The 13,947-nt window shown below is 48.7% G+C and carries 15 protein-coding genes; 11 read left to right on the top strand and 4 right to left on the bottom strand.

Annotation, left to right across the window (positions count from 1 at the left end):
- The first annotated feature begins 27 nt into the window (after positions 1-27).
- The 6 genes from GN278_13260 to GN278_13235 all read left to right on the top strand — a co-directional run bounded on the left by GN278_13260 (position 28) and on the right by GN278_13235 (position 5,411).
- Entirely contained in the window at positions 28-417 is a 390-nt protein-coding gene (locus tag GN278_13260) for a 5-carboxymethyl-2-hydroxymuconate isomerase (protein ID XAT61635.1), read from the top strand.
- Positions 414-1,925: a 5-carboxymethyl-2-hydroxymuconate semialdehyde dehydrogenase gene (hpaE, locus tag GN278_13255; GenBank protein XAT61634.1), complete on the top strand. Its 1,512-nt coding sequence runs from the start codon at positions 414-416 to the stop codon at positions 1,923-1,925. The genes GN278_13260 and hpaE overlap by 4 nt, the downstream gene beginning before the upstream one ends.
- 1 nt (position 1,926) lies before the next feature.
- Positions 1,927-2,910, top strand: a complete 984-nt coding sequence (gene hpaD / locus GN278_13250) for a 3,4-dihydroxyphenylacetate 2,3-dioxygenase (protein XAT61633.1) — start codon at positions 1,927-1,929, stop codon at positions 2,908-2,910.
- A gap of 61 nt (positions 2,911-2,971) precedes the next feature.
- Positions 2,972-3,826, top strand: coding sequence for a 2-hydroxyhepta-2,4-diene-1,7-dioate isomerase (locus GN278_13245; protein XAT61632.1), 855 nt, complete (start codon positions 2,972-2,974; stop codon positions 3,824-3,826).
- Entirely contained in the window at positions 3,823-4,623 is an 801-nt protein-coding gene (gene hpaH, locus GN278_13240; GenBank protein XAT61631.1) for a 2-oxo-hepta-3-ene-1,7-dioic acid hydratase, read from the top strand. Before GN278_13245 ends, hpaH begins: the two co-directional genes overlap by 4 nt.
- A gap of 11 nt (positions 4,624-4,634) precedes the next feature.
- Positions 4,635-5,411 carry a 2-keto-3-deoxy-L-rhamnonate aldolase gene (locus GN278_13235; GenBank protein XAT61630.1) on the top strand — a complete coding sequence of 259 codons (777 nt, stop codon included), beginning with the start codon at positions 4,635-4,637 and terminating at the stop codon, positions 5,409-5,411.
- A 690-nt stretch (positions 5,412-6,101) separates the two neighbouring features.
- Here GN278_13235 and GN278_13230 read toward each other — a convergent pair.
- On the bottom strand, positions 6,102-6,485 hold the full coding sequence (locus GN278_13230; protein XAT62669.1) for a cupin domain-containing protein: 384 nt from the start codon (positions 6,483-6,485) through the stop codon (positions 6,102-6,104).
- 162 nt (positions 6,486-6,647) lie between these two features.
- Between GN278_13230 and GN278_13225 the strand changes: the two genes are divergently transcribed.
- The 5 genes from GN278_13225 to GN278_13205 all read left to right on the top strand — a co-directional run bounded on the left by GN278_13225 (position 6,648) and on the right by GN278_13205 (position 11,826).
- A complete protein-coding gene (locus GN278_13225) occupies positions 6,648-7,541 on the top strand; it encodes a LysR family transcriptional regulator (GenBank protein ID XAT61629.1) in 894 nt (297 codons plus the stop codon).
- A gap of 659 nt (positions 7,542-8,200) precedes the next feature.
- Positions 8,201-9,394 (top strand): MFS transporter, encoded by a 1,194-nt coding sequence (locus GN278_13220; protein XAT62668.1) that lies wholly within the window; start codon positions 8,201-8,203, stop codon positions 9,392-9,394.
- A gap of 180 nt (positions 9,395-9,574) precedes the next feature.
- Positions 9,575-10,078: a hypothetical protein gene (locus GN278_13215; GenBank protein XAT61628.1), complete on the top strand. Its 504-nt coding sequence runs from the start codon at positions 9,575-9,577 to the stop codon at positions 10,076-10,078.
- Between the two features lie 90 nt (positions 10,079-10,168).
- Positions 10,169-11,440 carry a D-alanine--D-alanine ligase gene (locus GN278_13210; GenBank protein ID XAT61627.1) on the top strand — a complete coding sequence of 424 codons (1,272 nt, stop codon included), beginning with the start codon at positions 10,169-10,171 and terminating at the stop codon, positions 11,438-11,440.
- A 191-nt stretch (positions 11,441-11,631) separates the two neighbouring features.
- The gene (locus GN278_13205) at positions 11,632-11,826 is read left to right on the top strand and encodes a DUF3955 domain-containing protein (protein XAT61626.1); all 195 of its coding nucleotides are present in this window, start codon (positions 11,632-11,634) and stop codon (positions 11,824-11,826) included.
- Between the two features lie 105 nt (positions 11,827-11,931).
- On the opposite strand, the gene speB is transcribed toward GN278_13205, so the two are convergent.
- From speB to GN278_13190, 3 genes are all read right to left on the bottom strand, one after another.
- Positions 11,932-12,900 (bottom strand): agmatinase, encoded by a 969-nt coding sequence (speB, locus tag GN278_13200; GenBank protein XAT61625.1) that lies wholly within the window; start codon positions 12,898-12,900, stop codon positions 11,932-11,934.
- Positions 12,901-13,002: 102 nt separating this feature from the next.
- Positions 13,003-13,431 carry a hypothetical protein gene (locus GN278_13195; GenBank protein ID XAT61624.1) on the bottom strand — a complete coding sequence of 143 codons (429 nt, stop codon included), beginning with the start codon at positions 13,429-13,431 and terminating at the stop codon, positions 13,003-13,005.
- The gene (locus GN278_13190) at positions 13,431-13,856 is read right to left on the bottom strand and encodes a YeeE/YedE family protein (GenBank protein ID XAT62667.1); all 426 of its coding nucleotides are present in this window, start codon (positions 13,854-13,856) and stop codon (positions 13,431-13,433) included. Before GN278_13190 ends, GN278_13195 begins: the two co-directional genes overlap by 1 nt.
- Between the last annotated feature and the right edge of the window lie 91 nt (positions 13,857-13,947).

The raw sequence follows: 13,947 nt of genomic DNA, 5'->3' as shown, positions 1-13,947 counted from the left end.
CAACAATTAACATGTTAAGGAAATAATGTGCCGCACTTCCATATAGACTATTCTGGTAATCTCGAAGGTGTCGTAGACATAAGTGCGCTCTGCGAAGCCATTCGTGCGGCGGCGGCAGAGATAGAAACTTTCCCAACCCCTGGTATCCGTGTTCGCGCCACCCGAGTTGATCATGTCTCGATGGCGGATGGCGACGCGAAGCATGGATTTATTGACCTTAGTATACGGCTAAGGGAAGGAAGGCCGGAACAGGTCAAGAAGGAGGCTGTTGCCCGCATCTTCGCCGTCCTGAAAGATTTTATAGCCCCAGCGATGAAAACAAATTCCATCGCGCTTTCAGCTGAAATGCGTGACATTGATGCCGCTCTTTCACCCAAATTTGGAAACGTCCGTGACCATATGGAGGACAACGCATGAGCGTTCTTGAAGATAACATTTCTAAACTTGAGGGTTATCTCGCCCGTTTTCTCGATACAGGGATACAGAACCGTATCGCTGGGCAGGATGCAGCGGGCTCAAAGGGGGTGTTTCAAACAACATCGCCAGTAGACAAATCGAAGATTTGCAATGTGGCGCATGGTACGGCGGCGGATATCGACAAGGCAGCCGATGCAGCACATGACGCTTTTGCAGAATGGCGCGACTTACCTGCGACTGAGCGGAAAAAGGTCATCATTCGGATCGCCGAAGGAATCGAGGCGCGCGCCGAAGAAATTGCACTATGCGAATGTTGGGACACTGGTCAGGCTTTCAAATTCATGTCTAAGGCGGCTCTGCGCGGGGCTGAAAATTTCCGCTATTTCGCTGATCAAGTGGTTCAAGCTCGTGATGGTCAGCACTTAAAGTCATCGACCTTGATGAACATTACGACGCGCGTACCTATTGGACCTGTTGGGGTAATTACACCTTGGAACACCCCATTTATGCTGTCGACATGGAAAATCGCGCCTGCTTTGGCTGCAGGCTGCACAGTCGTACACAAACCAGCCGAAGCCTCGCCACTGACGGCGCGTTTGCTGGTTGAAATTGCCGAGGAAGCGGGTTTGCCGCCTGGCGTCCTAAACACAGTTAACGGTTTTGGCGAAGATGCTGGTAAGGCACTGTGCGAGCACCCCAAGATCAAGGCCATCGCTTTTGTTGGAGAAAGCCGGACAGGCAGTCTGATTACAAAACAGGGGGCCGATACACTCAAGCGCAACCACCTTGAGCTCGGAGGCAAAAACCCTGTCATTGTTTTTGATGACGCAGATCTCGAGCGTGCACTGGATGCAGCCATCTTCATGATCTATTCAATTAACGGAGAGCGTTGTACGTCGTCGTCCCGTCTATTAGTGCAAGATACAATCCGAGAGGAATTCGAAGCCAAGCTGATCGAACGGGTCAACAAGATCAAAGTTGGCCACCCGCTTGACCCTGAGACCGAAGTCGGTCCGCTTGTGACCGAAGAGCACTTCAACAAAGTCACCAGCTATTTTGACATTGCCAAAGATGACGGTGCGACAATTGCTGCAGGCGGCGAAGTCGTCGGCGATGAAGGCTATTTTGTTCGGCCCACATTGTTCACGCAGGCCAACAACAAAATGCGTATTGCCCAAGAAGAAATCTTTGGTCCTGTTTTGACATCAATCCCATTTCGCAGCGAAGAAGAAGCCCTCGAAATCGCCAATGATGTCGCCTATGGCCTGACGGGTTACGTTTGGACCAATGACCTTACCCGCGCCCTGAGGTTTACCGACAAACTCGAAGCTGGCATGATTTGGGTGAATTCGGAGAATGTCCGCCATTTGCCAACACCATTTGGCGGAGTCAAAGCTTCTGGCATTGGCCGAGATGGCGGCGACTGGTCCTTTGAATTCTACATGGAGCAAAAGCATATCGGTTTCGCGACCGGTCACCATAAAATCACCAAACTGGGAGCGCTATGATATGCCCGTACCTGCACCAAATTTATACCCTGATTTCAATACAATTCGGCTTAGCCATGTCTGCCTAAACGTGAGGGACCTCGCTGCATCCAAAAAATTCTACACCGAGATTTTGGGCCTTCAAGTCACGGATGAAAGCGAAAGCCATATCTATCTGCGCGCCATGGAAGAGCGCGGGCATCATTGTGTGATCCTGCAAAAATCTGATCAACCAGGTACTGTAGAGGTGATGGGTTTCAAAACCTTTGACGAATTGGACCTCGAAAAAGCCGAGGCTTATTTCAAAAGTAAAGACCGTCCAACCGAATGGGTCGCGCGCCCCTATCAAGGCAAGACGTTGCTAACGTCAGACAATATGGGCATCCCATTGGAGTTCTACCACAAGATGGATCAACTAGAGCCTATCCATCAGAAATACGCGCTTTATCGGGGGGTCAAACCGCTGCGGATTGATCATTTCAATTGCTTTAGCCACGACGTGGATGCCTCTGTCGCTTTCTATTCCGATTTCGGCTTCCGTGTGACGGAATACACCGAAGACGAAGACAGCAAAAAGCTCTGGGCCGCGTGGATGCACCGCAAAGGCGGCGTCCATGATATGGCTTTCACCAATGGCACAGGGCCTCGGATGCACCATGTAGCTTTTTGGGTGCCAACACCCCTGAATATCATTGATTTGCTCGATCTGATGGCAACCACGGGTTACGTTGGTAACATCGAACGCGGCCCAGGTCGTCATGGGATTTCTAACGCGTTCTTCCTTTATATTCTTGACCCCGATGGGCACCGGATTGAGATTTATTGTTCGGATTATCAAACAGTCGATCCGGATCTTGAGCCAATCAAATGGGACCTTAAAGATCCACAGCGGCAAACTTTGTGGGGTGCGGCGGCCCCGGAAAGTTGGTTCAAACATGGTACCCAGTTTGTAGGCGTCGACCTTAAAAATTCGGAATTGAATGCAACTCCGATTGTCGCGCCATGAGTGCAAGCCTTCAAAAGCTGTTCTGGGCGAAGGCTATTCAATGTGGCTGGGGGAGAAATCAATGAAATTTGCGACCTATATAAGCGGCGGCAAAACCTACTACGGCGCGGTCACTGACGCGGGAATGATTGCCTTGAACGATGCATGCCCTCATTGGCCAACTTTGTTTGACGCTGTGCAAGCCGGTGGCCTTGCTGCCCTTAGCAAAGCGGTAGAGGGAAGAACCGTTTCTCACACCGACTTCCAGTATGAAATGGTCATGCCCAATGCACACCGGATCCTGTGTGTGGGCGTAAACTTCCCAGATCGGAATGCCGAATATAAAGACGGGTCTGAACAGCCGAAATTCATGTCGCTCTTTCCGCGCTTTGCGAGCGGATTTACTGGACATGATCGCCCATTGATCCGACCGCCAGAAAGCCCACAGCTCGACTACGAAGGCGAAGTTACGATTGTGATTGGCAAGGGTGGACGTCGTATAACGCAAGCCGACGCCTATGATCACATTGCCGCATTGACGATCTGCAACGAAGGAACAATCCGCGATTGGGTCCGTCACGCAAAATTCAATGTCACCCAAGGCAAGAACTGGGACAAATCTGGTGCTATTGGGCCATGGTTGGTTCCTTTCACTGATCCTGCCCAATTGGACGACGCCCGCATCATAACCCGCGTGAATGGCGAGGTCCGTCAGGATGATGTACTGTCCCGAATGATGCATCCAATCCGACGTGAGATTGAATATATCTCGACCTTCATGACACTGGAGCCTGGGGATATCATCGTTACTGGTACGCCGACGGGTTCTGGAGCGCGGTTAGACCCTCCGCAATTTCTAAAACCCGGGGATGTCGTTGAGGTTGAGGTGAATACGATCGGCACTCTGCGCAATACGATTGAGGATGAGCAGTCATGACGCCCAAGGATCAAGCAAAAGCCGCTGCGGATTTGTTACAAGCCGAGGAAACCGGAAAGCAGATCGGCCTTCTATCGATACGCCATCCCAATATGGGAATGGACGATGCTTACGCCATCCAGAACGCGATCTACCGCGCTAAACTGGAAAAGGGCCGATCTGTAGTAGGTTGGAAGATTGGGCTCACATCGAAGGCCATGCAATATGCATTGAATATCGATACCCCCGATAGTGGTATCCTGTTCGATGATATGGTGTTTGATCACGGTGCCACTGTGCCAAAGGGCCGCTTCATTCAGCCCAGAATTGAAGCTGAAATTGCTTTTGTGATGAAATCACAGGTTGGCGGAGTGGGAGTGACAAGGGAAGATGTTGTCGCAGCAATAGATTATGTGGCGCCATCTATCGAGATCCTCGACACTCGTATCCTGCGTGTTGATCCGGAAACAAAGGCAATACGCACGGTCTTTGACACGATCAGCGACAATGCCGCGAATGCAGGTGTCGTGCTGGGATCTGAGCGCCATTCGATCGATGCCTTTGATCTTCGATGGGTAGGTGCGATCACTTTCCGCAATGAAGAGGTAGAAGAAACGGGCCTAGGGGCCGGTGTTCTAAACGATCCTGTTGAAAGCGTCGTCTGGTTGGCCCGCCGTATGGCCCAATACGGGCAAAGCATTGAACCCGGTCAAATCATTTTGTCCGGTAGTTTTATTCGACCGGTTGAATGCCCGTCGGGGTCAAAGATTTCTGCTGATTTTGGCTCCTTCGGGTCCGTTGATATCAGCTTTGCCTAAGAGGGTCTCCTATGCCAGTGCCACATAATCCATTCAAGGCTGCGATCACAAAGGGGCAACTGCAACTGGGATGTTGGTTAGGGTTGGCTGATCCTTACATCGCTGAGATCAGTGCCGGTGCCGGATTTGATTGGCTGTTGATCGACGGCGAACACGCGCCTAACGATCTGCGATCTATTACGGCTCAGCTTCAGGTCATCGGCGCGCGTGGCAGCCATGCCATGGTGCGGCCTCCGATAGGCGAAACTTGGATCATCAAACAGTTGCTAGATGCTGGTGCTCAATCACTTCTGATCCCGATGGTCGAAAGCGGCGCGCAGGCCCAAGAATTGGTCGATGCAGTGACATATCCGCCGCATGGGGTGCGCGGTGTCGGATCTGCACTGGCCCGCGCCTCAGATTTTGCTGCAATTGGCGACTACTTGACGACCGCACGGGAAGAAATCTGCTTGTTGGCACAAGTTGAGAACCAAAAGGGCATGGCGGCACTGGATGATATTCTGGCAGTCGACGGTTTGGACGGTGTATTCATCGGTCCGTCTGATCTGGCAGCTGACATGGGCTTCATTGGCAAACCAGGGCAAATCGAGGTTAAGACCGCCGTGTTAGAGGCTACGAAGCGGATCGTTGAGGGGGGAAAGGCGGCAGGCATCTTAACTCTTGATCAGGAACTACAAGCCCAATGTCGTGATTTGGGAGCGACTTTTATCGCAACCGAAATCGATGTTACGCTTTTTGCTAAAAACATGCGGGCTTCGGCGGCAGACGCAGCGAAGCGGTTCAAGTAAAATTCAAATCAGAGAGGCGAATACCGGGCCACTCGCCTAGTTTATTTCAGCGCTGCCCTGTCAGAATAACCCTCCTTGCTCTTATTAGTCTCTACAATTAGCTGTGCGGCTATTCTTAACCCAGTTTAATTCCGCTACTTCAAAACCAACCTTAAAACCCTAACACCTATTTATTGAGAAACTGCTGATGCCTAAGCTCGCGGGACTACCAGCACCGCCATAAATTATCCTAATATCACGGATAATTTCCCAATAAGCATAAGATAATAATCAGTTATTTAAACCTGGCTTAAGTATTGGCGCTCCTGAGTGCTGACCGAAATACAGACCAAATTACTGACCAACGGAATCCCTTACACCATTGTTCGTGGTGGGTATTTCTATTTCTATCGCTCTGTCCCTGCTGATTTGTAGCACCATTATAAGTATCCAAGAGTGGTTCAAGGCCTTCGAACAACCTCTGCTCAAAAGGCTAAAGTGCAGGCTAATATTGCAGCTGCTGAACTAGATGCCTGCTGAAGCTAGATACGTTTGGCAAAATCTGATGCTGTTGGCCTGTCTTTGTTCAATCAACCATCTGCCTGTGGTTAGTATACCAGCGCATCTCTGGCCAAAGACCCTTTCGGTGAGGGTATGGATGGCTCGACCCCAGTGAATGCATGGCTTGTAAACAATCCGGTATCGTCAGAGCTATTTAGATTTAACAATGTCACAAACCAACGCCGTCGAAGGTTTATCCAAGCGGTTATATACCCAGTGGACCGTTTTCTCGGTCTCTGGGAAACTTTCATAGCCTTCGGCAGAGTACATATTTTCGCTGCCATACTGTCCTTCCCACCATTTGCCGGCGACCATTGAGACAATACCAGGACGGTCAGCATGACTGTGTTCGGCGATACGACCACCCGCTTCGACGGTAACCCAGCGCATACGCAATGTATAACCTTTTAGTCCGACCGTCCGCTCAAGGGTTTCTTTTGGGAGTTCCTCAAGAAGGCCGACGGTGACGCCCTTGTGATCTTTGGGGACGCTGGGCGGCTCTGCAAAAGCAGTCTTGGCGCATAGGCCCAACACTAGTGTAAAGGAGATAACATGAAGGCCCTTTACCGGGGTTTTCAAGTTTATATGTGAAATGTCCATAAAATTTTTCCTTTTTTGCAAATTACTCTGTTAGTGTAGGGACATTATTATTTTGAGACAAAAGAAGATTATTCACTTTGGTGGTGAGAGAATTTCATGTCTAGAGAATGCCGACTTCCTCCGCTGGCCGCGTTATGCGGTTTTGAAGCCGCTGGGCGTTTGAACAGCTTTCGCCTTGCTGCTGAAGAGCTTCATCTTAGCTCTTCAGCCATTAGCCACCAAGTTCGACAGCTTGAGGACTTTGTTGGCCAAAAGCTCTTTGATCGTGGCCCCACGGGGGTTCGGCTAACAAGCACAGGTCAGGAATATTTATCCAATATCGGCCCGGTGCTCGATAAACTTTCTCATGCGACAGACAGCGTCAGAAAAACAGTTAAAAGTCGAATGGTGACACTGCAATGTTCGCCAGGGTTTGCATCGCGTTGGATTTCGCCTCGTCTCATGCGGCTGAGGCGCGCCCTTAGAGATGTGAGTCTTTCGTTGACCACGAACTTGACTGATCAACGATCCGACATTGAAATTACTTGCGGATATGGCTGCCCATCCGATGGAGAATATGAAACTTTCATGACGACGGAAAGAGCGCCTGTCTGCAGCGCGAAGTATTTGCGCGATAATGGGCCCATCCAATATCCGTCGGACCTGTCCGATCATGTCCTTTTGCACGAGTATCAGCGCGATGAATGGAAGTTCTGGTTGTCCACAGCCGCGCCAGAAATATCTGGATCAACAAAGGCCATGTGGTTTGATGATGCATACAGTGCCACGTTAGCGGCAGAAAGTGGCGCCGGTGTTGTTTTAGGCCACCTTTCTCTGATCGACAATGAGCTGCGAAACGGAAAACTTGTCAGATTGTTTGAGCAAGCGGTGCCGCAAAAAACTATTTACACGCTCCGCATGAAACGAAATTGGGAAGCAGATCCGGTTCTTGCAACCTTGCGAAACTGGTTACTCGAAGAGTCATCCCATCAGTCATTTTCAGAAGGATGAGCCTGTAATATTGTAATTGGAGTTATAGGAAACAGGGCCCTATCATCATATTTCCGTTGAGACAGTTCAAGCGGTACAATCTCAATGTAGGGCTATCAATAATGATCTGCATTGGTTGGCGGCTCTGATTTTTGACACCGGTATGCGCCTGACTAAAGCAATTAGGTTGTTTAGATCAGACTTTTTTAAAGAAGGTTATGGTGTTTCTGCGTATTTAAAACCCCATGGCTCAATCTTAAAACTCTTAGGAGCAAGAGATATTTTACCTTTTTTGAGTCCTGATTTTGTGTGTCATAAAGGGTAACTGCTTTTAACTACTCTGCCCATTTCGCATTGAGAGTTTCAAAGACTTCAGGTAGCCTCTCTACAAGAGGATATTTTCCGTTTATTTTTCATACGATGTTATTTTTGTCCGTATGGCACTTCCAGAAATGATAAATACCCCTTCTTTTTTGCAACAAACAAATAATTGTGAATGTGTCTCAAAAAGTGTGGGAATCTAATGGGCCAGGCCAGGATAGGCCGGTTCATTTCAGTTTAATGCACGCCCCAACATAGAGTGAAAAAACATATTTTATAGTCTTTTAATAGATTGATTTTGCGCATATTAGACAGTGCTTACACTCGTCAAATTGCTGTGGATAGGTTTATCGGTGCGCATTTCTACTCCTGAGTTTATTGCGCTTATGGCAATGTTGGTGGCAACGGTTGCGCTCTCAATCGATGGCATGTTGCCAGCGTTGCCTCATATCGCTGCGCAATTATCCCCCGAAAGCCCTAATCAAGCACAGTTGATTTTATCATCTTTTGTTGTTGGGATGGCGCTTGGAACCTTTTTTATGGGCCCCTTGTCAGATAGTTTTGGGCGCAAAAGGATTATATATTTTGGGGCAGGGCTGTACGTTTTATCTGCAGCGGTTTGCATGATAGCAACCAGCTTAGAGACCATGCTTATTGCACGCTTATTGCAAGGTATTGGGGCGGCGGGTCCGCGGGTTATTTCGCACGCTTTGGTGCGTGATTTGTATTCAGGTCGCGAAATGGCGCGTATTTCTTCTTTCATAATGATTGTTTTTGCTCTGGTGCCCGCGATGGCTCCGTTAATAGGGGCCGGCGTCATGATAGCTTTTGAATGGCAGGCAATTTTTGCTGTGTTCATCGTGTTTGTTGTCGTTAGCACCTCCTGGATGGGGCTGCGGATTACAGAGCCGATCACAGCCCAAAACCGGGTCCCTTTTCGGCTTAGAAGTTTTAATTTAGCCGTGATAGAAATTTTATCTTTAGCGATTGTTCGCACCGCAATTCTAACCTTGGTATTTTCCTATGCGGTGCTGTTTACCGGTTTGTTGTTAATCCAACCTGTTTTTGATCACTTCTTTGATCGCGCCGCTAGTTTTCCGGTTTGGTTTGCATTGATTGCGGTTTGCGCGGCCTCTGCGAGTTTTGTAAATGCCATGTTGGTGATGCAATTGGGAATGCGGCGGTTGGTCAGTGCCGCTTTTCAAGTTCAAGTGGTGTGGAGTTTTTTGATGCTTTTACTGCTAAATGCCGGTGTGATTTCAGGACCGCTAGGGTTTGGCCTATTTGTGTTTTGGGTGTTTGGTATTTTCTTTCAGGCTGGAATGACTATGGGGAATTTAACAGCGCTGGCAATGGAACCTTTTGCCCATATTGCCGGCACCGCTGCCAGCGTCGTCAGCGCAGTGGCAACGCTTGGTTCGGTGATTTTGGCGGGGATTGCAGGGCAGTTTTTTAATGGAACGCCCACGGCAATGATGATCGGGGTCGCGGTTTTTGCCTGTTGCGGTTTGGTTAGCGCCCATAGGCTGCAGCGCTATGATCGGCACCCGTGATCGCTGGGCGCGCCGCAGGTAACAACCCAATTCCAAAGGGTCAAGAAATGTTTGTCGCCTGAATAAGATCGGGGCGTTACGTTGTGAAGCGTATTTATCTTATACCTTAGGCTTGAAAAGATAACCGCATAAGTTACCATTTCGCATCAGAGATTTATCGCCACTTGGGAGTGTATAGAGATGCAAAAATGGCTTTTGGCAGTCACCGTTGTACTGGCAACCATGGTAGGTTTCACCGCACAGGCCGAAAGCCTGCCAAATACGATGCTCTTTACCAATTTAAGCGGTCAAGAAGTCGAATGGCCTAAAGAGCTTCCGGGCAAAAAAACGGTCATTTTGCTTGCTTATAAACGCGGTCAGCAAAGCGCGGTGGAAGATTGGGTTGCACAAATGGGCTTTTCGCCTTCAGATAATTTTATCCAAGTTCTATTGATGGGCCGCGGCGCACGATTTGTGAAAGGCATGATTGATGGTGGCCTCAAAAAAGCATTCGCAACCCAAGAATGGCAGCATCGCACCTATACGATTTATCAAAAAGCTGCCGTCTTGAATAAGCCCTTTGGAATATCAGGTACGAAACAGATGCAGGTCATTGTACTGCGCGAAGACGGCGAGATACTTGGAAAAGTTTCGGGCGCTGCAGATGCCGGAAAAATCAAACAAGTCAAAAGCTGGATGAAGTAGTTCAGATATAATTGTCGATGGGCAGTTATTTTGTTGCAAATACCCTGAGTTTACTTCATTGGTTACCATCGCCCTCAAGTCTCTATAGATATGAGTGGCGCGTGTTTTTCGCTTAATGTCATAGCTTTCATAAAATGCAGATATATTTATCTGGACTTTATCTCTAATTTTACTGTTTCCGATACAGCTAAGCCATTGAAACCCATCGCGTTTCGCCAAAATTTTGCGCGAGCATTGTTAGGATTTATTTTGAAATCAGAAAATACAAAAACAACACCGATCATTGGCAAACCAATGAAATCTATTAGAGTCGGCTCCGCATTACCCGCATACAGAAACCGTAATGTTCCTCTCCAGATACATTTGCCGGTAAAAGAAAATAAATCTATTGTAATACTCACGGTTCCGAAAGCAGACAGCCCACACAGCCATCAGAAAAACGTGGGCATTACTTTAGATGAACACTTAATTTTCAATCTTTTGTCTGAAAAATATCAGTATGTTCAGATTTCAGAAATCGCTACTAAATCGGATCTTAGGCGTGTTGTGGACAGACGGCCGGATCTTGTCTTTTCAGGCGTCAAATATTTTGATTTTGGCGATGGCAAAACTTGGTTGAATGATTTTTTGGATCAATGCGGGATTGCGTATATGGCATCAAATAGAAAAGCACTTGAACGTGAGGCTAACAAAAGCCATGCAAAGGACATTGTGCAAAAAGCGGGGGTTCAGACAGCGCGATATTTCAAATCAGTCCCCGGCCAACATCTAACAGAAACATCAATTCCGATCGCCTTTCCTTTATTTCTTAAGCCGGTAATAGGCGGCGATAGTCGCGGCGTTGATGCTTTTTCATACGTTCACGACTTTGCAAGCTTCAAAGCCAAGGTTTCAAAAATATATAGCAAACAAAACAATACCACGCTGGCAGAAGCTTATTTAACTGGCCGAGAATTTACCGTTGGGGTTTTCCAAGATTGCAAAACCCATAACTGTACGACAATGCCGGTCGAGATTATTGCGTCAAAAAATAAAAATGGTCACCGGATATTAGATTTTCATATCAAAAAGAATGACACGGAACAGGTCGTCGCGGTTGCTAGCGCGGTGCTTCGAAAACAACTTTCAACTATGGCAGAGGCGGCGTTCAAGGCTTTGGGGGGCAAATCCTTTGGCCGTATTGACATAAAAATGGATGGGCATAATGTGCTTCATTTTATTGAAGCCAACCTCATGCCGGGTCTTGGTCAGGGCTATTTTTTCCGATCTTGTTTGCTCAATCTTAATATGAGTTATGATCAAATGATCCTGCGGATAGCCGCTAATGGTCTTGGTGTATCAGCCGACGCAGCGGTGTCCTGACACAAATTTCCAAAGCTTTTCGGGCAAACAAATCAGTGCCGGTGCTGACTCTATCCAAGGCGTGTGGTAAAGCAAAAGAGTTTGATAGAATATGATTAAAATATAGATTTGCTTTTTAAAGTTAGAATTTTTCTGCGTTAAACCACGTTTCTTACTCTTTAATTTTTACGCTCTTTGAATTGGATAAACAAATGAATAATACAGTGTTGTACCTCGCTCTTGGATTTTTTGCCTGCGGAATTGGGATGCAAATTTTATTTGCTCTTATAGGTGAGTCTGTCGCACAGGATGGCATCCTTAAAGAGCCATTTTTTCTAGTTCCAATGGGTTATCTATTTTGCTTTATTGGCTTCGCTTTCGGTCTGTTTGCATATGTGCGAAGCTGATCGATCGCAGGGAAATATTAATCATATTGAGAAAATTTTGGCCGCTGCTAAAGGCCCAAACCCCATATCTGTATCGCGTCGGTATTGCGGCAGTATCACGCAGGTTCAAATTTCCGGGCTGCGGTTTCTGACCATTTGGCACAAAAGCTCGAACATGATCGACACCCCAAGATAGGCGGTGCCGCCGTCAGCGTCAAAGGGCGGCGATACTTCGACCATATCCGCGCCAACAATATTGACCCCGCCAAGGCCGCGCACGACCTGCAGCGCCTGAAAACTGTTTGGGCCGCCGACCTCTGGTGTGCCGGTGCCCGGGGCAAAGGTCGGATCAACAAAGTCGATATCATAGGACACATAGGTATCCTTAGCGCCAACAATCGCGCGGGCTTCGGCCATTACATCCTCAACACCACGGTCGAAAAACTCTTCTATTTTCACCACCCGAATGCCCTCGGCTTTGGCAAAATCTAAATCTTCTTGATCATATTGCGTGCCGCGAATGCCAATTTGTATTACCCGCTTGGGGTCCAAAAGGCCTTCTTCCATGGCGCGCCGAAACGGGGTGCCATGGGTATACATCTGGCCATTGAAATAGCTGTGGAATAAATCTGTATGGCTGTCAAAATGGATCATCCCGAGCGGTGCCTTTTTGGCCAGCGCGCGTAGTACTGGCAAAGAAGTTAGGTGATCGCCGCCAGCGGTTAGGGGAACAATCGAATGATCCAGAAGAGTATCATAAAACTGAGTAATGCGCTGTAAAGTGTCTCCAATGTCGGCCGGATTACAGCACACATCGCCCACATCTGCACAGGCGGCGGCTTCAAACGGGCGTACACCGCTGACCGAATGCTGGGCGCGGATCATGGTGGACGCATCGCGCAATTGCCGTGGCCCATGCCGCGGCCCGGGGCGATTGGTGGTACCACTGTCCCACGGCACGCCGACCACACCGATATCAACCTCTTTAAAGCGCGGATGATCAGGTTCGACCAACGGCAGGCGCATAAAGGTGGGAACGCCGGCGAAGCGCGGCATTTCCATGCCAGAAACGGGTTGAAAAAACGCATCGCTCATGGACGATATCCTTTTACTACAAAACCGCGCGAACCGTCGCACCGCGCATAAAAATCGTCAAGCCCTTTGATCGGGCACACTGAGCAAGGCGTTTAGGTTAGCTCAGATTGGAGCGGGTGCAGCAAGCCTTGTACGTATCCTCGGTGCGGCAATCATTCCGGCGGCCATGGCTAATAAAAAAACCACACCGCCCAAGCCGCCAAAACTAAGCGATGCCAAGGCTGGACCCGGGCAAAGACCTGCCACACCCCAACCTGCGCCAAAAAGCACTGAACCAAGGACAAACTGCCGGTCGAACAGCGGGCCAGTGCCAGAACTTTGTGCAACTGCGGGCTGCTGGCTTTTGGCTTTGACCAACCGCCAAGCCACTGCCATAGGAACGATTGCGCCACCCATCACAAAAGCCAAAGTGGCGTCCCATACGCCAAAAATATCCAGCCATCCTTGAACCTTAAGCGTATTTGTCATGCCTGACACGCACAGCCCAATGCCAAACAGAGCGCCGCTGATTAATGCAAATAAAATCCGCATTAGATAAGCCCCCACAAATGACGCAGCAGCACAACGGTAAGCACACCGCCGCCGATATATAGGAAGGTCGAAACAATGCCACGGGGCGAGAGCCGCGAGATGCCGCACACACCGTGGCCGGATGTGCAGCCATTCGCAAGGCGAGTTCCAATCCCGACCAAAAGACCGGCGGAAATAATCACCAGCCAATTACCGCTCAGATGCGTAGGGCCTGTATCAAGCCATTGTGAAAAGGCAATTGGTGCCAAAACCAAGGCTAATAAAAACATAATGTTTTCTGCCAGTGGTTGGGTTTCAGAGCGATCTAGAACTCTCCCTAATATACCACTTGCCCCCATGACCCGGCCATTACCAAGCAAAAATATGGCGCCTGCTAAGCCAATCATTAGACCGCCCAACAGTCCATTGATCCAATCCGGTTGAATGATTGTCACGCTATCGCCTCTTTGCTATTTGCTTTACGTTTTGAACTGTCTCAAACCTAGGGTAAGATGTCCACCGGCATTTAAAGGATAA

Source organism: Rhodobacteraceae bacterium Araon29 (assembly GCA_039640505.1).
Classification (GTDB): domain Bacteria; phylum Pseudomonadota; class Alphaproteobacteria; order Rhodobacterales; family Rhodobacteraceae; genus CABZJG01.
This window is presented reverse-complemented; position numbering and strand designations above follow the sequence as displayed.

Coding starts and splice junctions, on each gene's coding strand:
- hpaE (XAT61634.1), top strand. CDS start 414: ATGAGCGTTCTTGAAGATAACATTTCTAAACTTGAGGGTTATCTCGCC.
- hpaD (XAT61633.1), top strand. CDS start 1,927: ATGCCCGTACCTGCACCAAATTTATACCCTGATTTCAATACAATTCGG.
- GN278_13245 (XAT61632.1), top strand. CDS start 2,972: ATGAAATTTGCGACCTATATAAGCGGCGGCAAAACCTACTACGGCGCG.
- hpaH (XAT61631.1), top strand. CDS start 3,823: ATGACGCCCAAGGATCAAGCAAAAGCCGCTGCGGATTTGTTACAAGCC.
- GN278_13235 (XAT61630.1), top strand. CDS start 4,635: ATGCCAGTGCCACATAATCCATTCAAGGCTGCGATCACAAAGGGGCAA.
- GN278_13225 (XAT61629.1), top strand. CDS start 6,648: ATGTCTAGAGAATGCCGACTTCCTCCGCTGGCCGCGTTATGCGGTTTT.
- GN278_13215 (XAT61628.1), top strand. CDS start 9,575: ATGCAAAAATGGCTTTTGGCAGTCACCGTTGTACTGGCAACCATGGTA.
- GN278_13210 (XAT61627.1), top strand. CDS start 10,169: ATGAGTGGCGCGTGTTTTTCGCTTAATGTCATAGCTTTCATAAAATGC.
- GN278_13205 (XAT61626.1), top strand. CDS start 11,632: ATGAATAATACAGTGTTGTACCTCGCTCTTGGATTTTTTGCCTGCGGA.
- speB (XAT61625.1), bottom strand. CDS start 12,900: ATGAGCGATGCGTTTTTTCAACCCGTTTCTGGCATGGAAATGCCGCGC.
- GN278_13195 (XAT61624.1), bottom strand. CDS start 13,431: ATGCGGATTTTATTTGCATTAATCAGCGGCGCTCTGTTTGGCATTGGG.